The following is a 21,588-nucleotide window of genomic DNA, read 5'->3' as shown; positions in this document are numbered from 1 at the left end:
GCACCCTCTTTATCAGTTAGTCTTCGAACATATTCCCATTACCTTCAGCATGTTCACGTCCAGGTAATACTAGGTTTAAGATGACACCAACTACTGCAGCTAACGCAAGGCCTGGAATTTCTATCTCGTCAGTTACTGGAATGACTGCTCCTCCAATTCCGATTACTAAAATGACAGATGAAATAATTAAGTTTCTTTTGACACCTAAATCGACTTGGTTATCAATTAACATTCTCATACCGCTAGAGGCGATCACACCGAATAGTAAGATGGAAACACCGCCCATAACAGCTGCTGGGATCGATTCGATAAGCACTGCAATTAAGTCAACAAACCCGAAGAAAATCGCAAGTAACGCTGCACCTCCGATGACAAACACACTAAATACACGTGTGATCGCAAGGACACCGATATTTTCACCGTACGTCGTATTTGGTGGTCCACCTAGTGCTGAAGCAATAACCGTAGCGGCACCATCACCCATTAATGATTTATTCAAACCAGGTTGTTTAATAAAGTTTCGGTTCGTTACTTTTGATAACACCATTTGGTCACCAATGTGCTCTGTAATTGTTACAAAAGCGACAGGCACCATAATGAACGCAACTGTCCATGTTAAAACTTCAAGAGGTTGATAATCTACAAATGGTATAATAAAGTCTGGTGTTACAAACAGAGCACTCATAAACTCTCCAACAGATTGACTGCTCGTTATGTTACCCCAACTTTCCCTCATTCCGCTCGTGTTAACAATCCCGCTAAATAAAGCTGTCAAATATCCACCAACAATACCTAATAAGATTGGGATCACATTCCAAAACCCTTTTAAAAATACAGAACCAATGACGGTGATCAACAAAGTGACACCCGCGACAAACACATATGTTAGCTCAACTTCCCCGTTTGAGTCATACATCGCCATATCAATAGCCGTTGGCGCCAAGCCAAGGCCGATCACCATTATAACTGGCCCGACAACGACAGGTGGCAATATTTTCAGTAACCAGTTTACACCACTCACTTGAATCATTAAGGCAACAACACCGTACACAATACCGGCTAAGAACGCACCAACCATTGCTCCGGCTAACCCATCTGCAGCACTGGCTGCTATTATTGGAGCTATAAATGCAAAGCTAGACCCTAAATACGCTGGAATTTGCCCTCTAGTAATAAGTAAGTAAGCTAACGTCCCTAAACCACTCGTCACGAGCGCTACGTTTGGTGGCATTTCAATTAAGTAAGGCACTAAAATCGTAGCTCCGAACATGGCAAATAAATGTTGTAAACTTAATAACAACCATTTATTCCAGTGTGGCACTTCTTGAACATCTAATACTTTTTTCTCTCTGTCCATATGTAACTCTCCCTTTAATCTTTTAGAGTATAAAAAAACCTCTTTGCGAAAGGTCGCAAAGAGGTATACGTACACATACTCATCCCCGTATGTACGCTTACTTCACGACCTTTTTAGCCTCTCTGGACTAATGTTTAAAGGTCTTCTATTTAATTATTCGTAGATACTGACTTGTTCTAGCTCATCAGTCTCTTCTAGTTGAACTTTGATTACTTCTTGAAGAGATGTTGGAATATTTTTTCCGACATAGTCAGCTCTAATTGGTAGCTCGCGGTGTCCCCGATCAATTAATACTGCTAATTGAATTTGCTTCGGTCGATCTATGTCCATAACAGCATCCATCGCTGCACGCACCGTTCGTCCTGTAAATAAAACATCGTCAATTAAAATGACAGTTTTTCCATTTAAATTATGATCGATATTCGATTGATTAACTTTTGCCTCTTCTTGTTCATCTATATTAGAAAGGTCATCCCGGTAAAGGGAAATATCAAGTTCACCAGTCGAAACTGTCACACCTTCAATTTGTTTAATCGCTGATTGAATGCGTCTAGCAAGGGGCATTCCTCTCGTCTTAATGCCGACTAAAACTAAGTCATCTGTTCCTTTGTTACGCTCAATAATCTCATGAGAAATGCGTTTAATCGCTCGAGAGATTGCTGGTTCATCTAATAGTTGCGTTTTTTCATTCAACTTGACCCCTCCTGTCTATTACTAAACATATAAAAACCCTCTTTTGCTACACCAAGGTAACAAAAGAGGGTATACTTAGCCATACTAATCCCTATTTATCCATCGTTACCTTGATAGCCTCTCTGGACTATGCTTAAAGGTTTTCATATATTTATTTCTTAGTTATTAATTCTACCGTTTTAAATACAAAAGTCAAGGCATCATTTTAATTTTCTCAATTGTATCTAAAAAGATTTGTGGTGGTTCTGATGTTACAGTAACTGTTTCACCTGTAATTGGATGTGTGAATTCTAACTTTTTAGCATGTAAAGCCTGACCTTGAACGTCCAATGTTTTTCTTTGACCGTATTTTGGATCACCTACTAACGGATGTTCGATGTATTTAAAATGAACACGAATTTGGTGCGTTCTACCTGTTTCTAGTTCACACACAACACGAGTGAATCTTTCGTACTTATCAACTACTGAAAAATGCGTAACCGCCTGTTTACCTTCATCGACGATCGCCATCTTTTGACGATCATTGGGATCACGACCTATTGGTGCATCAATTGTACCTAATTCATGTGAAATAACGCCGTGGACTAATGCTTCGTACTGCCTTTTGATCTCTTTGTTTTGTAACTGCTCTGATAACTTCTCATGAGCTTGGTCATGTTTAGCGACGACTAATAAACCACTAGTGTCCTTATCTATTCTGTGTACAATACCCGGTCGGTAAACACCGTTAATACCTGATAGGTCGTCACAATGATGTAACAAGGCGTGGACAAGTGTCCCACTTTCATGTCCATGACCAGGGTGTACAACCATACCCTTTTCTTTATTGACGACTAAAATATGTTCATCTTCAAACCGTATATCTAAAGGGATGTTCTCAGGTTCAATTGTCATTTCTTTTGGTTGAGGTATTTCCCATGTTAATTCATCGCCTAGTTGGCATTTATAATTATTTTTTACATGCTGATCATTAACAGTTACATAACCATTTTGGATCCAAGTTTGAACTTGACTACGTGATGCTTCTTCGTTCAATTGAGATAATACTTGGTCAATACGTTTATTTTGATATGTTTCATCTATGCTCATTTGTTGTTTATTCGTCATCGTTTTTCATCCTCTTGTTATTCCATTCATCAAATAATATTAAAATAATAATAATCGTTACACCAATTGTTAAAGCAATGTCTGCAACGTTAAAAATCGGGAAATTATAATTAAATATGGTGAAGTCTAAAAAATCAACTACTTCTTGCATGACAACTCGGTCTATAAAGTTTCCAATTGCACCACCTAATATGAGTGCAAAACCTGTGTTTAATAGCTTGTAACCATTTCGATATTGTCTCATGTAATAAACAATGACACCAACAACGAACACAGTCACTATATAAAATAACCACATTTGGCCTTGTAACATTCCCCAAGCTGCTCCGCTATTACGATGTGATGTTATGTAGAAGAATCCTGAGATCACTTCGATCGATTCATGCACGTTCATTGTTTGAATGATCATCCATTTAGTAATTTGATCTAAAGCTACAATTAATAGAGCGATAATATAATAAATCAATGGGCTACCTCCATCTCTTTAACGTTCCCTATTGCATTTTACCATAAAAAGAAATTAAAGACGATTTAAAATATGTTCACATTAAGACAATTGTTTCAAACAAAAAGATGATCTCGATTTGACGAGATCATCTTTCTGAGAAAACAAATATGACTTTTAAAGTTGTACGACGATGTTTGCACAGCGTTCACATAAGTCTGGGTGTGAATTGTCAGCACCTACAGAATGTGAAGCTACCCAACAACGTTGACACTTTTCACCTGTGTGCTTTTCAACAGCGACAGATACATTTTCAAAAACTTTTGCTGTCTCATAATCATTCGTTAATTCTGCTTCTGAAACGATTAAATACTGGTGAAGGTTATCTACTGATTCAAGTAATTCTAACGTTGACTCATCTTTCGGTACAATCGTCACTTTAGCTTCTAGTGATTTACCGATTACTTTGTCATTACGTGCTTCCTCTAAAGCTTTTAGAACGTCCTCACGAATCGCCATTAACTGTTGCCATTTAACTTTCGTTTCTTCTTCACCTTCAACTGTTCTAGCCTCAGGTAGGTCCGTTAACTGAACACTTTCAGCTTCTACACCAGGGATATAATCCCAAATTTCATCTGACGTGTGAGATAAAATTGGAGATAATAATTGTGTTAAGCTAACTACGATTTCATGATAAACCGTTTGAATACTACGACGGCGTTTACTATCAGGTTCTTCAATGTATAATACATCTTTTGCGAAATCTAAGTAGAATGCACTTAGATCCACTGTACAGAAATTATTAATCGTATGATAAATTGTTGAGAATTCATAGTTATCATATGCTTTACGAACTTTTGCAACCGTTTCTTGCAAACGGATTAACATATAACGATCAACTTCTTCTAAATCACTCTCAGCTAACTTGTGTGTGCTAGGTTCGAAATCGTGTAAGTTACCTAATAAGAAACGCATCGTATTTCTAATTTTACGGTAAACTTCAGAAACTTGTTTCAAAATTTCATTGGATACACGAACGTCAGCACCGTAATCAGTGCTTGCTACCCATAAGCGTAGAATATCTGCACCTAACTGTTTCATTACTTTTGAAGGTACCATTACATTTCCTAATGACTTACTCATCTTACGACCATCTCCATCTAGAGTAAAGCCGTGGCTTAAAATGCCTTTATACGGTGCTTTACCTGTAACAGCAACAGAAGTCGTTAAAGAAGAGTTAAACCAACCACGATATTGGTCGGAACCTTCTAAGTATAAATCTGCCGGGCGTGCTAAGTCTTCGCGCTCTTCTAAAACCGCTTGGTGAGTTGAACCAGAGTCGAACCAAACATCCATAATGTCCGTTTCTTTCGTAAACTGACCATTTGGACTACCTGGATGAGTAAAGCCTTCTGGTAATAATTCATTTGCTTCTTTTTCAAACCAAATATTTGAACCATGTTCACGGAACAAGTTCGAAACGTGTTCAATTGTTTCATCCGTAATGATTTCTTCACCATTCTCAGCGTAGAATACAGGAATTGGTACACCCCATACACGTTGACGAGAAATACACCAGTCTTCACGGTCTTTTACCATATTGTGCATTCTTGTCTCACCCCACTCAGGGTGCCAATCAACATCTTTAATTGCCTGTAACAAGTCATCACGGAAATCACTAACTGATGCAAACCATTGTGAAGTCGCACGGAAAATAGTCGGCTTCTTCGTACGCCAATCATGTGGATATGAGTGTGTCATGAATTCTAATTTTAATAATGCACCAGACTCTTCTAACTTCTCAGTAATCGCTTTGTTAGCTTTATCATAAAACTCACCTTCAAAGCCTGGCGCTTCGCTAGTGAATACACCTTTTTCATCAACTGGGCATAGCACATCTAAGTCATATTGCTTACCAATCCAAAAGTCGTCTTCACCGTGGCCAGGGGCTGTGTGTACACAACCAGTACCTGATTCAGTTGTAACGTGATCACCTAAAATGACTAGTGAATCACGGTCATATAATGGGTGCTGTGCAACAACACGCTCTAACTCTTCACCTTTATACGTTTTAACGATTGAAGGATTTTCCCATCCTGTTTTTTCCGATACTTCACCTAGTAAGTCTTCAGCAACAATGAATTTACCTTGTTCAGTGCTAACAACAGCATAAGTAACTTCAGGGTGTAGTGCAATTGCTAAGTTAGCAGGAATTGTCCAAGGTGTTGTCGTCCAAATGACGAACTTCTCATCACCTTCTAATACACCATTAGTTTCTTTTACATCGAATGCAACGTAAATGGATGGTGAACGCTTATCTTGGTACTCAATTTCAGCTTCTGCTAATGCTGATTCTGATGATGGTGACCAATAAACAGGTTTTTTACCTTTGTAAATATAACCACGCTTAGCCATGTCACCAAACACTTTAATTTGCTGTGCTTCAAAAGCTGGTTCTAGTGTAATATATGGATTTTCCCAATCACCACGGACACCTAATTGTTTAAATTGTGTACGCTGGTTATCTAATTGCTGTAATGCATATTCTTCGCACATTCTTCTGAATTCAGCGATATCTAACTTTTTACGGTCAATTTTCTTCTTTTTCGTTAATGCTGTTTCGATAGGTAACCCGTGTGTATCCCAACCAGGAACATACGGAGCATGGTAGCCTGACATTGACTTATAACGCACAATAAAGTCCTTTAATACTTTGTTTAAAGCGTGCCCCATATGAAGGTCACCGTTCGCATACGGAGGGCCGTCATGTAAGACAAACAACGGTCGGTCTTTTGTTCTTTCTTGAACTTTTTCATAAATCTTGTTTTCATCCCAAGCTTTTTGCATTTCTGGTTCACGGTTTGGCAAATTACCACGCATCGGAAACTCGGTTTTCGGCATTAATAACGTTTCCTTGTAGCTCATATAAATCCTCCTCATAGTTATAACACTTTGTTAAAAGACATCTTTAGAAACAAAAAAACTTGCCCATCCCTAGAAAGGGACGAACAAGTTCGCGGTACCACCCTAATTGAATGAACATAACAATTCATTCCACTTAGCATTCGTAACGTGAATGTGACGTCCTTTTTTACTTAAAGATTCAAAAAGGAAGCTCAAGGATGATGTTCCTTAAAGGGTCGCTACTAGGCTCACACCGTCCCTAGCTCGCTTTAACAACTGACTTTAAGTACTGTTCCTATCGATGCTTTTAAATTTATAAACACAACATATGTGTTAAGTTCTTTTTCATGATAAAAAAATTATAGGTAATTTCATTCATGAAGTCAAGGTTTATTATTCATTATACATATTAATGTTCCATTTTAAACGTGATTATGACTCAGAATTTGAATGAGTTTGGTAACTGCTCGTTTGATTATGGTAGTTTGATTCTAATTGCATCTCTTCATCTTCCTCAGAATCCAATTCAAACAAGTCTTCCCAGTCTTCATTCTCAATTATGTCGAGTTGTGCTTCTACTAACATTTTTAAACGTGTGCGGAACACTTTAGCTTGTTTTTTCAGCTCTTCAATCTCCATCGAAACTTGACGAGACTTAGCTAATGCATCATTAACAATTCGGTCAGCATTCTTCTCTGCCTCTTTAATGATCAACTTCGATTCTTTATTCGCATTATTTTTCACTTCATCTGCCGTCTCTTGAGCGACAAGAATTGAGCGGTTTAAAGTCTCTTCAATGTTACTAAAGTGACCTAATTTCTCTTCTTTTTCATTAACTCGTTCTTCTAAAGCTTTCTTTTCACGAATAACTTTTTCAAAGTCTTTAATGACTTGGTCTAAAAATTCATTAACTTCATCTTCATCATACCCACGAAAAGCTCTAGTAAACTCTTTATTATGAATATCTAATGGCGTTATACCCATCATTCGAACCCCCTCTATAGCTCTTGCGCTTTTCCTTAATTTATAATTTCGACAAGAAGTTTCATACTCCTGCTAACTTCTGCAATTATTTTAATTTAGCAGTTTTAATGCGAACTTTGTTTTTTCTCGTTTCACCTAATAGGTCCACAATTTTACTTCTACCGTAAGATTTTAGCGATATTAAATCTCCAGACTCTAATTGAAAAGAAGGATTATTGACTACTCGATGGTTGACTTTAACTGCTTCCTTCTCAATAAATGTCTGCGCTTTTTGACGTGAGATTTGATAGATTTCTTTCAAAACAACATCAAGTCTAGTGGATGAGACTGTACCTTCTTGGTCTTGCCAATGATGAATAGGTTTTAAAACATTTGTCTCATCAACTTCTTTTAATGTGATTCGTGTATTTTTAATCTTTTCTACATTCATCTTCAAATAAAGCGCTAAGTCTTGATCACATATAATTTGAAATTGACCTTCTTTTACTACTAAATCACCGAGTTTCTTCCGGTGTAAGCCTAAAGACATAATCGTTCCTAACAAATCACGGTGTGAAAGTGATACAAACTTAGACGCATATGTACCTTGTAAGATGCTTATATTAAAATCGTCAAAATCGACTGTTTCATAGAAAGGAGCCAAAAATGCCCGCTTTCGTTCTGCATATTCATATCCGCCATTAAAAGACAGCTGCAAATTTTCATCCTGTCCGATAATAGACTTAAAAATCAATTGTTCTCTTGGATCAAGGAAATCACTAACAACTGGTATATAGTTACGTTCAACTTGATCTTTCCAGTCTAACACTTGATCAATGAACGGTTGTTCCTCTGGGCGAAAGTGCTGGTATAAATCCATGACCTTCCTCTTCCTTTAATTAAAATAACATACCAAATAATACTATAAGTCCTTGTGAAGCTAAATGTAATGTAATAATCGCAACAATTGGCGAAATATCGATCATTCCTAATGGTGGGACAAACTTACGAAATGGTTCTAAATAAGGTTCACATGCTTTTGCTAAAAACTGACCAAATTGTGATTCTCTTGCTCCAGGGAACCATGACATAAAAATATAACCAATTAGCATAAAGGAATATATTTGAACTCCTAATAATATTAAGCTAAGTAACGCATCCACTCGCCTTACACCCTTTCCTATTTATATTCGAAACTCGAATCGTTAAACAGTTCTGAAATACTACCTGATATATCTACATGATCTGGCGTACAAAGAAATGTTTGTTGACCGAGTTTTTGTATATTGCCGCTTAAAGCATAGACCGTACCACTTAAAAAGTCAACAATACGAACACTCGTATTATGGTCTAACCTTTGAAGATTCACGACGACTGATTTTTTCTTCATAATGTGATCAGCTATATCTTGTGCTTCATCAAAATCAGTTGGCTCACACAGGACCATTTTTGTATCGTTTTGGATTGATGTTAAGCTCACGACGTTGTCTTGATTTTGATTTTTGAACTTTTTCGCTGGTTCTTCTGTCTGTCCAACTTCGTGTTCTTCATGTTTCGGTGTTTCTTCATAAGTTGCTCGTTCATCTAGGTCAAAAAATGATTTGAACTTGTCTTTAAAACTCATCGGAATCCTCTCCTATACTTCTTTTCCAACTAATTTTGAACCTATACGGATATGGGTCGCACCTTCTTCAATTGCGATCTGATAATCATTACTCATCCCCATCGATAACTGATCACAAGGTGCATAAGAAAATTGATGACGTTGCACTTCATCACTCACTTCTCTTAATTTCCTAAAACATTGTCTAATGTACTGTTCATCATCAGTAAGAGGTGCCATCGTCATTAATCCTACAACTTTAACATTTGGATAGTTTGCTAGACTCTCTATAAATGGAACTACTTCTTCTGGTTTTATGCCGTGTTTTGACTCCTCATCACTCGTATTAACTTGCACGAAACAAGACACTTCTCGACTAGCCCTTTTGTTAATTTCCTTTGCTAATGATTTACGGTCTAAAGAGTGAATGCTATCGACATAATCAATTAAATCTTTCACTTTCCGTGACTGAAGTGTACCAATAAAGTGAAAATTAGCAGCTTGTCCAATTGATTCGTATTTCTCCATAAAGCCTTCTAGACGATTTTCGCCTAAATGCTGTACGCCAGCATCAATTGCTTCTTGAGCTGTTTCGTTTGAGACATACTTCGTAACAGCAATAATTTCAATGTCATCAGGATTACGCTTTACGCGTTTACATACTTGCTTTATTTCGTCTTGTATTAGTTGATATCGTTCACTTACTGACATGTGTACAACACCCTTGCTACGATTTTTATAAGGATAACATGGCCATCATTCTACCGGTTTGACCTTTGTCTCTTCTAAATGAGAAAAAGAGCTGTTCATCTTCATATGTGCAATACTGAGAAGTTTCAATTTTACTTGTTGATAGTCCTAGATCCTTTAAATATAAATAGTTTAACATTTTTAGGTCAAGTAAATAACGGCCTTGATGACTAGGTTTTAAGACTTTTTCATAGTATTTTTGTGGGATTTGCTCAATCACTCGTTCATCAACTTCATAGTGCTCTTGAGAGATACAAGGTCCGATCATCACTTTTAGTTCTTCCAATTGGACACCTTTTGACAAGAGAGCTTCCACAACATTGTGACTAATACCACCAACTGTTCCTTTCCATCCTGCGTGCGCTAATCCTATCCAGCCTCGCTCTGGCGCGATAAAATAAAGTGGAACACAGTCAGCATAAAAAGTAACTAATGAATGGCTAGGGTCATTTGTAATCATACCATCAGCATCAATATTCGGATTATCATGCGACAATTCATTGTGATTTGTTTCAGTTAAATCAATTACTTTAGTACTATGCACTTGGTTTAAGCAGCACCATTGTTCTAAAGGTTGTTCGATTTGTTCACTTATGTATTGACGATTTTTTAGAACATTTTCTACTTCGTCATTGACGTGAATGCCAACATTCATTGTATTATATGGTGTGTTACTATACCCATTTAAACGTGTTGAAAAACCTGCTGTAAAACCGAGTTCTTTCCATTTAGAATTAAGTAAATAACTTGTATAATTTTGATCCAATATTTCTGCCATAGTAAGAACTCCTCTATAATGTATTTTATCACATTTCGCTCTATTTTTCTTATTACAATTAAGGAGAATGTTTCATCATTCGCACTAATATGACATCTGCCCCGATCTTTTCGATTTGAGACCAAGATATTGCAATCTCTTCTTGTTCACCAAAGACGCCAAACCATTTTCCTTTTACTGAGATGACTAACGACAATATAACGCCGACTGTTACATCTAATTCTAAGTCGCTAATAAACCCGATTTTTTCACCATTCTCAACCTCAATGATATCTTTTGTTTGTAATTCTGACAATAACATATAATCACGCCTCCTCACTATTAATACTATATGAGGAGAAACACGATAAAAAAACCTCCATATTGAACTCGTTTCAAGTTAATAACAAGTCCAACATAGAGGCCTAACATTTAAGAGTCTAATACAGTTTTATTCATCTCTTTAATCGCGGATTTTTCTAACCTAGACACTTGAGCTTGTGAAATACCTATTTCATCAGCTACTTCCATTTGCGTCTTACCTTCAAAGAATCGTTGATTAATAATTAATTTCTCACGTTCATTCAATTTTTTAATCCCTTCACGAATTGCTAGTTCATTTAACCAAGAAGAGTCTTTTTGTTTATCGTCCTTAAGTTGATCCATTACAAAGATTGGGTCACTACCGTCATTATATATTGGTTCAAACAACGACACAGGGTCTTGGATGGCATCTAAAGCAAAAATAATATCCTCATGAGGGATGTCCATTTCTTTTGCAATCTCCTGCGTTGTTGGTTCAGTAGAACGTTTACTCATTAAATCCTCTCTTACTTGTAATGCTTTATAAGCAATATCACGTAATGAACGAGAAACCCGGATTGGATTGTTATCTCTTAAATAACGTCTAATCTCACCTATAATCATTGGTACAGCATAGGTCGAAAATTTAACATTTTGGCTAAGGTCAAAGTTATCAATGGATTTCATTAAACCGATACAACCAACTTGAAACAAGTCATCAACATTCTCTCCACGATGATTAAATCGCTTAATAACGCTTAATACTAAGCGCAAATTACCGTTAACGAGTTCTTCTCTAGCTTGTTCATCACCTGATTGTAAACGTTTAAATAGAAACCTCATTTCATCATTTTTTAATACGGGTAACTTTGACGTATCAACACCACATATCTCAACTTTATTTCTTGTCATGCTAGCCCCTCCCACCTGGAGATGATGTCATCTACATTTTTTCCAGAATGGGATTTTTTATGCGATAAACTTTAAAGAAGACGACATAAAACAGCCCTTGAATATCAACTGAATCCAAGGGCTGTAAGGTTTAGACCATTTTATTAAATTCTCGTTTTAGACGTCTAATTATTTTCTTTTCTAGTCTTGAAATATAAGATTGTGATATACCTAACTGATCGGCAACATCTTTTTGAGTTTGTTCTTCATAACCACTTAAACCAAAGCGCATCTCCATAATTTGCTTCTCACGACCATTTAACGTAGATAAAGCTGATTTTAACAATGTTTTATCTACCGACGACTCTAAATCTTTCGTTATAATGTTCTCTTCAGTTCCTAAAACATCTGATAATAAAAGTTCATTACCATCCCAATCGACATTTAACGGTTCGTCGAATGAAACTTCCGTTTTTCTTTTATTATTTCTTCTTAAGTACATTAAAATCTCATTTTCGATACAACGTGAAGCGTAAGTCGCTAACTTTATTTTCTTTTCTGGATTAAACGTATTAACCGCTTTTATAAGTCCAATAGAGCCAATACTAATTAAGTCTTCAATATGAATACCCGTATTCTCAAACTTCTTCGCTATATAAACAACTAAACGCAAGTTATGTTCAATTAACATTGATTTAGCTGCTTGATCACCTTCCATCATTCTGTCTAAAACATGACGCTCTTCATCTTTCGACAAAGGAGGTGGTAGAGCTTCACTTCCTCCAATATAATAAATTTCATCTCGTTTAATTTTAAGTTTAACAATTAATTTTAAATAAAATCGTTGCAACATATTCCAAATTCGACGCAATTTACGATACCCCCTCTACATCTTTAACCCTCATTCTTTTTGACTGTAAAAGTAACGGGTTCAACAAACATTGAACATCCATCTGTTTAGAAAAATGTCCATAATGCACTCCGATGTATACTTTCTTAGTTGATATAATTTGTTGACCTAGATCCACTTTAACTTCTTCCGCTAAAAAAGCTGGTAATAAACCTTGTTCGCCTCCTGCTTTCTGGTAAGGAATGAATTGAAGTTCATCATCCAGCCCCCAAAAATCCATTTGTTCAGTTCGTTTTAATAACTCCACGGTTTCTTCGTCAATCCATGTTTTGAAAGTCGGTTCATCTACTAATATGACAGGATGCTGCGTTAACGGGTGTTTTAGCTGGTTACCTGTATCTAGAAAGCTGTTCAAGGCTACATGGCGGTTTTGATGTAAAATTGTAACTGGAAATTGCTGTTGTGAACGTAATTTAAACATTGTCAATTGTTGAAGTTGATCCTTAGTAAAATACACAGCAATTGGAAACATAATTAATACGACTACCCAACTAATGGTATCTCCAAATGGAGCATGGTTGTTAATGACCATATCTGTATTTGTTGTAATGAAATAATGAAGACCAAATACTGCACCACCAATTGAAAAGTTAATTAAGTAAAAACTTAAAAAACGAGTTAAAAAAGCTTTAAAATGCTGGTATGAAAAGGCAATTAAAATAATAAATACAGAATAGCCCAACTTAAATATAGGAGAATCTACTACTCCCCAATTAAAAAGTAGTGTTAAAGGAATAATTAACGATGCAAATAAAGCTCCTAAAAAAATTCTCACATGTGAAAAAGAACTTTTTGTCACCCAGGCAACTAAAAGTAAGATCATCCAATCAAATAATAGGTTTAATAGCCATATCAAATCTACATATAATTGCACGTTTCACATCCTCTTTATTTCCTTATAGCCAGTATAAAAAAAGAAGCCTAAGAAACATGTCAGTTTCTCGGCTTCTTGAGTATCTATTTTTGCAATCTTTTGTCTTAAACAGGCATATCGTATAAAGCAGTATTAGTTCTATTAAGGTTTGATTACTAAGTTTTCTGGTTCTATTCCAAATGTGATGTAAAATTTTACATCATCCACTTATTTTTTTAACGACTATATTTATCATCGCTCCATCAAAATGCTTCGCTTTCCGCGGGCACGGCTCGAGCCTCCTCGGCCCAAAGAACGGGGCCTGTGGGGTCTCGAGACTCGTGCTGTTCCCGCAGGAGTCTACGCATTTTAATTCCGCTTAGTAAAGCTCACCTAACACAAAAAGGTTTTGTGTTCTTTATTCTGTCATAGATGCTTTATTGAATGATTGTAGCACCAATTGGTGCCATAAATTCTTTAGACGCAACCTTTCAAATGATTTAATACCATATGAGATATGTTTCAACACCTTAATGGTATTATTAATCCCCTCTGTAATCCCATTACTATATGGATACATAAAGGAATGGACAATTCCACAGTTAGCTGAAGCCGTGCCACTGCATATAAAACACTGCGACAAACGACCTTAGGGAGTTTGAGCAGATGTTGCACTTGTGCCCTGTGGGTAAAAGCGTCCACCGAGAGCGGATCACCTGATACCAACGGTTCAGGTAAAAGACACCCTACCTTTTAAGTGAAATTGTATAGCTACCCCAACAAATATTTTAGAGCCATATTTTAGAACATGAATCCGTTAGCTCATTACGAAACAAACCCCAGTTAAAGGATTTTACTTCCAATCCTCTAACTGGGGTATAGTTCATCATTTTTAACTGATATTCCATTAGTTAATCATTACTGATCACGGTTTCTGTTTCTTAGGAATGTTGGAATGTCTAATGTTTCCTCTTCATAACTTGGACGTTGTGTTTGTGCTGGACGTTCTCTTCTCGGTTGCTGTCCAACTGAAGATGGATTCGAACTCGCCTGAGTAGGACGAGCTTGTTGCTGCTGGTTATTTGAACTTTCTTCGCTCTCGTCAAATCCAGTAGCAATTACTGTGACTACAATTTCTTCTTTTAAAGTTTCGTTAATAACAGAACCGAAGATTACATTAACTTCTTGATCGGCTGCAGATGTTACAATTTCAGCTGCTTCTTGTACTTCATAAAGGCTTAAGTTTTGACCACCTGATATGTTCATTAGAACTCCATGTGCTCCGTCAATAGAAGTTTCAAGTAATGGTGATGAAATTGCCTTCTTAGCTGCTTCGGCTGCACGACTCTCACCAGTTGCAACCCCGATTCCCATAAGCGCTGAGCCTTTATCAGACATAATCGTCTTAACGTCTGCAAAGTCTACGTTAATTAAACCAGGTACTGCAATTAAGTCTGAGATACCTTGTACACCTTGTCTTAAAACGTTATCTGCTTCACGGAACGCTTCTAGCATTGGAGTATTTTTATCCACTAGTTCTAGTAAACGATCATTAGGAATTACAATTAAAGTATCGACATTCTCTTTTAATGTGTCGACTCCACTTGTAGCGTGAGTTGAACGTTTGCGTCCTTCGAATAAAAATGGACGAGTAACTACACCAACAGTTAAAGCACCAATTTCTTTTGCTACATGAGCAATTACTGGGGCAGCACCTGTACCTGTTCCACCGCCCATACCAGCTGTAACAAACACCATGTCGGCACCTTGAAGTGCTTCTTCAAGAACTTCTTTACTTTCTTCTGCAGCTTTTTTTCCTACATCAGGGTTTGCACCAGCACCTAAACCACGTGTAAGTTTTTCTCCAATTTGCAGTTTAGTATCTGCTTTAGATAAATTTAATGCTTGTGCGTCTGTATTTACTGCAATAAATTCTACACCTTGTACACCATGTTCAATCATACGATTAACGGCATTGGAGCCACCGCCACCAACGCCTATTACTTTTATTGTTGCTAATTGGTCCATATTTGCTTCAAAATCTAACATGTCTCGTTCCTCCTACTTGATCATTTTCCCTTTTTAACACTACCTTTGAAGGAAACGTGCAATTAATCAAAGAAATAGTTCTGGATCTTCTTCATAAAACCTTCTTTATCTACAGGCTCTTCTTTTGCTTTTCGTTTTGGTTTATCTTTTGTATTAGCTGATTTCGGAGTTTGTTCTTGTTTAACTTGATGTCCTTCAATTCCTACTCCATAATCTTTACCTTGTATTTTCGCATTTCGATAGGCGAATTGCAAGGTGCCAAGTCCTACTGTAAATTGTGGTTCCCTAACTCCTATGTGTGAAGGAATGGCCACTCTTACATTTGTTTGGAATACATCTCTTGCTAAGTCTACTATACCTGGCACTTGCATTAACCCTCCGGTCAACACATAGCCGCCTGGTAACGTTGGGTACCCCATACGTCTAAATTCTTGAAGTACAAACTGAAATATTTCATCAATTCTTGCTTCTATGATTTCTGCAATTTGCACTTGGTTAAATGTCTGTTTGTCATCTGTTCCAATTGTTGTAACATTGAAAGAATTGTCTTCAATAGCTGAATTCAAATAAGCATGACCATGTTCTAACTTAATTTGTTCTGCTTCTTCAGTTGTAGTTTTCAAGCCAATCGATAAATCTTTCGTAATGTTGTCTCCACCTAAAGGTATAACTGACGTATTTGCTAAGTTACCGTCTATGTAAAACGAGACTGTAGTACTTCCTGCTCCAATATTAACTAAACCAACACCTAAAGATTTTTCATCTCGTGAAAGAGCAACTTCTGCAGCTGCAAGTGGTTGTAAGCAAATATCTTGAACTTGTAACCCTGCTCTCTCTACGCATTTTAAGATGTTATGTAAATTCGTCTTACCACAAGTAATTAATGTCCCTTGCATTTCTAAACGAACACCAATCATACCGCGAGGGTCATTGATTTCATCTTGACCATCAACAATAAATTGGCGAGGTATGACATCAACGATTTCTCGTTCAGGTGGTATTTGCATTACTTGAGAAGCATCAATAACACGTGTCACATCCTCTTGGTTAATTTCACGTGTCTCACTTGATACTGCCACAACCCCGTGGCAATCTTGTAAAGCAATATGATCACCATTAATTGAGACAATAACACTTTTAATTGCCATGTCTACCATTCTTTCAGCTTGATCAACCGCATTTTGGATGGCGTGTACAGTTTGATCAATATCAACTATTGCACCTTTTTTCATCCCTACAGATTCTGCAGTTCCAACACCGATGACATTTATAGTATCATTGGAAACTTCACCAATAATTACTTTCACTTTAGAAGTTCCAATATCTAAACTTACTAATATTTCGCTTCGGTTCATGATTGCACCTCCAATTAGGCCTTCGCTTCCTTTCAAAATTTTAGCTCCATGTACTACTACACTAGTTAACTTCAACTTAAAAGAGCTTAATACCTTCTAATAATAACAATTTTCTACATTTTTTAAACTTCTTCGTCAAATTCTAGTTCTTCTGCTTCTTCGACGTCTTCTCCTTCATACGGTACAAAGTAAGCACCTACATCAAGGTGAAGGATGCCATCAATATCATCTGAAAGTTGAGAAGCAATTGATGGGTAGGCACTCATTTTACTAGAGAAGTTTGATATAACACCTATGACTTCTTGTCCATCAATTGTAAATAAACGAATTCTTTCTCGGTTAGATTCTTCTGGTTCCCAATAAACCTCAGAGATTAGTAAATTTATAGATTCAGGTATTTGGGAAAGTTGATAAGCAATACTTTGCAACATTTCATCCTCAAAACCATGAAGTAATGGTGCGTCTTCTCGAGGGTGATCTAACTGTACTTCTTCGATTTTATTTCCATTTTGCAAAATCGGATAGTAATAATCGCCGTCCCTTTGATAAGCAACTCGTTCAAATTCTTGTACAGCTATAACAAAAGTATTATACCAACTTCTATTAATTTCTGCATGTCTAATCTCAGGGTGTTGTTCAATTTTCTCCATCACATCATTTGTGTCGACGTTCCAAAAAGATTCGTCAAAACTAATTTTTGAGTAACTAATAATCGTTTCCTCATCAACCATTTCATTGTCTACAACTGTTACAGACTTTACGTGACTTAAAGGTGATTGCATATAAACGATTATAAGAATCAACAAAATAATTAATGTTAGATAGATTATAAAGCGTCTATTCGCTTTCTTTTTTCTAGCTTGTTTAAGTTGAGGTATACGATCTTCTATCGATACTATCTTTTTATCAGCCATCCAAAAAGCTACTCCTTATAATCTAATCTTAAGTATATTAACTTACAACTTTAATAAAAAGTGAGTTATTTTTCTATTATAGCACAGATTAACACTGATATAATAAGGTATTTTGTTCTAATTTGATTATTTTTAATGTTTTGTAAAACAAAAATAAAAAAACAGTAAAAAGAGTTATACTCTTTCACTGTTAAAAGTAATAAATCTTAAAGAATAACAATCTATCTCTAGCTTATTTTCGCATATTTACTAATATTTAACAACACGCCGAGAGATAGTAATGTAATTGTTAAAGATGATCCACCATAACTAAGTAAAGGTAAGGTAATTCCTGTAACTGGAATTAAACCAATTACTACACTAATGTTAATCATAACTTGAATTGTGATCATCGCTGTGATCCCAAATGCTAAAAGCGATGCTGATAAATCTTGTGTGTTAAGTGAAATTAATATCCCTCTCCATATAACGATTAAAAATAATCCTAGAATAAAAGCTCCACCTATAAGCCCTAACTCTTCAGCAATTACAGCAAAGATAAAGTCCGTTTGAGGTTCGGGTAAATAAAAGTACTTTTGCATGCTATTCCCAAAACCAAGGCCCATCAAACCTCCAGGCCCAATTGCGTATAGCGACTGGATAATTTGGAATCCATCACCTAACGGGTCTTCCCAAGGGTTTAGAAAGGCTGTAATTCTACTAATTCTATATGGAGCTGATGCAATTAATGCGACTAACCCTGCTAAGCCAATGCTAGCAAGAAATACAAAGTGACTAATCTTAGCACCAGCAATAAAAAGCATCAGCATTCCAGTTCCAACAAAGACAATGCCTGTACCTAAATCGGGCTGCAACATAATTAACCCAAATGGTACAATGAGCAATAATAACATCGGCAAGAAACCCTTTGAGAATTGGCGTAACTCTCGCTGGATTTTAGGTAAGACAGCTGCAAATAACAAAATCATACCAATCTTCATAAATTCACTTGGTTGAATACTAAAAGCACCTACCCCGATCCAACTTTGTGCTCCACCACGAACCATTCCAATGCCTGGAATTAAGACAGCAATCAGTAATAAGAAACAAAGAACGTAAGCTGTAACTGAATATTGAAGCCATTTATAATATGGAATTTTTAACGTAACTACAATCCCAATGACACCTAGCAATGCAAATAGCGCCTGTCGCTTTAAATAAAAAGCGGAATCTCCAAACTTATAATCCGACCATATAGACGAAGAGCTATAAACCATCACTAGGCCGATTAAAAGCAAAATAGCAATCGCTGTTAGTAATACATAATCTAATTTTTCTTGTTTATAATCCAAAAAAACACCCCTAACTCCAAGTTTTGAAGTTGGGGCTTATGTCGTACAAGCCCCTATTAAAGCTTATGCACGACTTCGATAAACATGTCTCCTCGGTCTTCAAATGATTTAAATTGATCCCAGCTAGCACATGCAGGTGAAAGAAGGACAATGTCACCTTCCTCACTTTGTTCATATGCCTTTCTTGTAGCTTGTTCCAAATTATCTACGACGTACAATCGGTCAAATTGTTGTCGCTTAGCTGCTTGTTTGATTTTCTCGCGTGCTTCACCATAAGCTACGCAACTTCTAACACCGTTAAACTGTTGGAATAACTCATCAAAGTCATTACCTCGATCTAAGCCGCCAATAACTAATACTACAGGACTGCTAAACGATTGTAATGCTTTTGTTGTAGCTAAGATGTTTGTCGCCTTTGAATCATTATAAAATAATCGACCATTTTTATTCTCTACAAATTGCAATCGGTGTTTAACCCCTATAAAACGAGTTAAAACTGTTTGAATGACTTCATCCTGAACACCAAAATGCTTAGCTACTGCGACACTTGCTAAAATGTTCTCAAGGTTATGCATACCAGGTAAAACAACGTCTTCGCGGTCAATTACCCAGTCATTGTTAAAATAAATCGATCGACCATCAAAAGAAACACCTTCATGACTAAAATGGTTTATAGTAAATGCCATTTTTTGAACAGCACAGTCTTCTAATGATTCACTTACTGTCGAGTCATCACCATTATAGACGACGAGGTCCTCTTTAGATTGGCGTTTAACAATATTAAGTTTTGAGTTAATATAATCTTCACGAGATTTATGATAGTCCAAATGTGCCTCAGTAATATTAAGAAGTACTGATACATCCGGCTTGAAATTTTGGATTGCTTTTAGTTGGAACGATGACAGCTCCATTACTACTGGTTGTTGATCTTTTTGTTTACGAACAACTTCAGATGCAACTTGTCCAATGTTGCCTGCTAATAGCGGGTCTTTCCCTGCCTCTTTTAGCAACTCATAAATCAATGTAGTTGTTGTCGTTTTACCATTCGTACCGGTAATCGCAATTAACGGGCCATCTATCAATTCATAAGCTAACTCCACTTCAGTTACAACAGGGATATTTAGTTTTTCTGCTTCTTGAATAACGTTGTGGTGGTGAGGGATACCAGGGTTTTTAACAACAAGGTCAACACCGTCTAAAACATTTAAAGGGTGATGACCTGTCACTGTTTCCACACCTAAACTATTAAAATATTGAGCCTTTTCATTTTGATCAAAAGCTTGTTGGTCATTAATAAGAAAAGGAATACCACTATCATAAAGTAACTGAGCAGCAGCTTCTCCACTTTTCGCTAACCCGAGTACTAATACTTTATTATAAGGAAAATGACGTAACGTTTTCACTACATTAACACCTCAATATAAACCCCAAACGCAGCACAAACGAATCCAACTACCCAGAATGTGATAACAACACGCCACTCTGACCAGCCAACTAATTCGTAATGGTGGTGAAGTGGACTCATTTTGAATACACGTTTACCAGTCGTTTTGTATGAGATTACTTGAATGATTACAGATAATGTCTCAATTACAAAGACACCACCAATAATTATAAGTAAGATTTCAAGCTTCATTAAGATTGCAACAATTGCAATGGCAGCACCGATCGCTAACGAACCTGTATCTCCCATAAATACTTTTGCTGGGTGACTATTAAATACTAAAAAGCCTAACAATGCACCTACAACTGCAAAAGTAAATATTACAACCTCAGTCGGCATACCAAATGCCCAACCGATGATACCAAATGCCGCAAAAGCAATAGATGCTGTACCAGCTACAAGCCCGTCTAATCCATCAGTTAAGTTTACCGCATTTGATGCACCTACTAACATAATTAAAATCAAGATCCCGTAAGCCCATCCTAAATCAAATGAAAAATTAGTTCCCGGAATTGCTATATCAGTAGGGAATGCACTATTGTATAAAATAATATATACGACAATAGCAATAATTAACTGGAAGAACATCTTTTGTTTTGATGTTAAGCCCAAATTACGTTTTTTCGTAATTTTAATAAAATCATCTAAAAATCCGATTAAACCATAACCTATTAATACAAATAATAATATAAATAATTCCGTAGAGAACAGCGTCTGTGGATCTCTTAGAATGAGAATTAATGTCGTAGCTACAACTGAAAAAATGATCATCACACCGCCCATTGTTGGTGTCCCTGATTTAGCTTGGTGTGATTCGGGCCCTTCTTCCCTTATACTTTGACCAAATTTTAACCTTCGTAAAAACGGTATTAAAACTGGCGATAGTAAAACAGCAATTAAAAATGCAACTGCAATTGTTATAAAAATCAATGTTTGTGACAAAACCTATTCTTCCTTTC

The 21,588-nt window shown here is 36.5% G+C and carries 21 protein-coding genes, 1 pseudogene and 1 other annotated feature; all 22 genes and pseudogenes read right to left on the bottom strand.

What is annotated here, in order from left to right; genetic code table 11:
• Positions 1-16: 16 nt before the first annotated feature.
• A complete protein-coding gene (locus AHA02nite_RS03070) occupies positions 17-1,357 on the bottom strand; it encodes a uracil-xanthine permease family protein (protein ID WP_146814280.1) in 1,341 nt (446 codons plus the stop codon).
• Between the two features lie 153 nt (positions 1,358-1,510).
• On the bottom strand, positions 1,511-2,050 hold the full coding sequence (gene pyrR / locus AHA02nite_RS03065) for a bifunctional pyr operon transcriptional regulator/uracil phosphoribosyltransferase PyrR (protein WP_146814277.1): 540 nt from the start codon (positions 2,048-2,050) through the stop codon (positions 1,511-1,513).
• 192 nt (positions 2,051-2,242) lie between these two features.
• Positions 2,243-3,157, bottom strand: coding sequence for an RluA family pseudouridine synthase (locus AHA02nite_RS03060; protein WP_146814276.1), 915 nt, complete (start codon positions 3,155-3,157; stop codon positions 2,243-2,245).
• Positions 3,147-3,623 carry a signal peptidase II gene (gene lspA, locus AHA02nite_RS03055; RefSeq protein ID WP_146814274.1) on the bottom strand — a complete coding sequence of 159 codons (477 nt, stop codon included), beginning with the start codon at positions 3,621-3,623 and terminating at the stop codon, positions 3,147-3,149. Before lspA ends, AHA02nite_RS03060 begins: the two co-directional genes overlap by 11 nt.
• A gap of 156 nt (positions 3,624-3,779) precedes the next feature.
• Complete coding sequence (ileS, locus tag AHA02nite_RS03050) at positions 3,780-6,527, bottom strand: isoleucine--tRNA ligase (protein ID WP_146814272.1); 2,748 nt, start codon at positions 6,525-6,527, stop codon at positions 3,780-3,782.
• A 72-nt stretch (positions 6,528-6,599) separates the two neighbouring features.
• Positions 6,600-6,817: a binding site (T-box leader), on the bottom strand.
• A gap of 121 nt (positions 6,818-6,938) precedes the next feature.
• Positions 6,939-7,490 carry a DivIVA domain-containing protein gene (locus tag AHA02nite_RS03045; RefSeq protein ID WP_017187416.1) on the bottom strand — a complete coding sequence of 184 codons (552 nt, stop codon included), beginning with the start codon at positions 7,488-7,490 and terminating at the stop codon, positions 6,939-6,941.
• An 85-nt stretch (positions 7,491-7,575) separates the two neighbouring features.
• A complete protein-coding gene (locus AHA02nite_RS03040; protein ID WP_146814271.1) occupies positions 7,576-8,349 on the bottom strand; it encodes a YlmH family RNA-binding protein in 774 nt (257 codons plus the stop codon).
• Between the two features lie 19 nt (positions 8,350-8,368).
• On the bottom strand, positions 8,369-8,632 hold the full coding sequence (locus tag AHA02nite_RS03035; protein ID WP_017187418.1) for a YggT family protein: 264 nt from the start codon (positions 8,630-8,632) through the stop codon (positions 8,369-8,371).
• Positions 8,633-8,649: 17 nt separating this feature from the next.
• The gene (locus AHA02nite_RS03030) at positions 8,650-9,093 is read right to left on the bottom strand and encodes a cell division protein SepF (protein WP_146814269.1); all 444 of its coding nucleotides are present in this window, start codon (positions 9,091-9,093) and stop codon (positions 8,650-8,652) included.
• A gap of 12 nt (positions 9,094-9,105) precedes the next feature.
• Positions 9,106-9,783 (bottom strand): YggS family pyridoxal phosphate-dependent enzyme, encoded by a 678-nt coding sequence (locus tag AHA02nite_RS03025; RefSeq protein ID WP_146814267.1) that lies wholly within the window; start codon positions 9,781-9,783, stop codon positions 9,106-9,108.
• Between the two features lie 25 nt (positions 9,784-9,808).
• Positions 9,809-10,600 carry a peptidoglycan editing factor PgeF gene (pgeF, locus tag AHA02nite_RS03020; protein ID WP_146814265.1) on the bottom strand — a complete coding sequence of 264 codons (792 nt, stop codon included), beginning with the start codon at positions 10,598-10,600 and terminating at the stop codon, positions 9,809-9,811.
• 58 nt (positions 10,601-10,658) lie between these two features.
• Positions 10,659-10,901, bottom strand: coding sequence for a YlmC/YmxH family sporulation protein (locus AHA02nite_RS03015; RefSeq protein WP_146814263.1), 243 nt, complete (start codon positions 10,899-10,901; stop codon positions 10,659-10,661).
• 110 nt (positions 10,902-11,011) lie between these two features.
• A complete protein-coding gene (sigG, locus tag AHA02nite_RS03010) occupies positions 11,012-11,794 on the bottom strand; it encodes an RNA polymerase sporulation sigma factor SigG (protein ID WP_146814261.1) in 783 nt (260 codons plus the stop codon).
• Positions 11,795-11,924: 130 nt separating this feature from the next.
• Positions 11,925-12,626: an RNA polymerase sporulation sigma factor SigE gene (gene sigE / locus AHA02nite_RS03005; RefSeq protein ID WP_146814617.1), complete on the bottom strand. Its 702-nt coding sequence runs from the start codon at positions 12,624-12,626 to the stop codon at positions 11,925-11,927.
• 19 nt (positions 12,627-12,645) lie between these two features.
• Positions 12,646-13,557 (bottom strand): sigma-E processing peptidase SpoIIGA, encoded by a 912-nt coding sequence (gene spoIIGA, locus AHA02nite_RS03000; RefSeq protein ID WP_146814259.1) that lies wholly within the window; start codon positions 13,555-13,557, stop codon positions 12,646-12,648.
• Positions 13,558-13,954: 397 nt separating this feature from the next.
• A pseudogene (locus tag AHA02nite_RS02995) lies at positions 13,955-14,131 on the bottom strand (transposase); the annotation flags it as partial.
• A gap of 323 nt (positions 14,132-14,454) precedes the next feature.
• Positions 14,455-15,585, bottom strand: a complete 1,131-nt coding sequence (ftsZ, locus tag AHA02nite_RS02990) for a cell division protein FtsZ (RefSeq protein WP_146814255.1) — start codon at positions 15,583-15,585, stop codon at positions 14,455-14,457.
• A gap of 62 nt (positions 15,586-15,647) precedes the next feature.
• Positions 15,648-16,940: a cell division protein FtsA gene (ftsA, locus tag AHA02nite_RS02985; protein ID WP_170235956.1), complete on the bottom strand. Its 1,293-nt coding sequence runs from the start codon at positions 16,938-16,940 to the stop codon at positions 15,648-15,650.
• Between the two features lie 122 nt (positions 16,941-17,062).
• The gene (locus AHA02nite_RS02980) at positions 17,063-17,854 is read right to left on the bottom strand and encodes a cell division protein FtsQ/DivIB (RefSeq protein ID WP_146814251.1); all 792 of its coding nucleotides are present in this window, start codon (positions 17,852-17,854) and stop codon (positions 17,063-17,065) included.
• A gap of 227 nt (positions 17,855-18,081) precedes the next feature.
• On the bottom strand, positions 18,082-19,185 hold the full coding sequence (spoVE, locus tag AHA02nite_RS02975; protein ID WP_146814249.1) for a stage V sporulation protein E: 1,104 nt from the start codon (positions 19,183-19,185) through the stop codon (positions 18,082-18,084).
• A gap of 56 nt (positions 19,186-19,241) precedes the next feature.
• Entirely contained in the window at positions 19,242-20,588 is a 1,347-nt protein-coding gene (gene murD / locus AHA02nite_RS02970; RefSeq protein WP_146814248.1) for a UDP-N-acetylmuramoyl-L-alanine--D-glutamate ligase, read from the bottom strand.
• Positions 20,588-21,571: a phospho-N-acetylmuramoyl-pentapeptide-transferase gene (gene mraY, locus AHA02nite_RS02965; protein WP_146814246.1), complete on the bottom strand. Its 984-nt coding sequence runs from the start codon at positions 21,569-21,571 to the stop codon at positions 20,588-20,590. The genes murD and mraY overlap by 1 nt, the downstream gene beginning before the upstream one ends.
• Between the last annotated feature and the right edge of the window lie 17 nt (positions 21,572-21,588).

This window comes from Alkalibacillus haloalkaliphilus (assembly GCF_007991275.1).
GTDB classification, from domain to species: Bacteria; Bacillota; Bacilli; order Bacillales; family Alkalibacillaceae; genus Alkalibacillus; species Alkalibacillus haloalkaliphilus.
The sequence above is the reverse complement of the archived record's forward strand: the minus strand, read 5'-3'. Positions and strand labels throughout refer to the sequence as shown.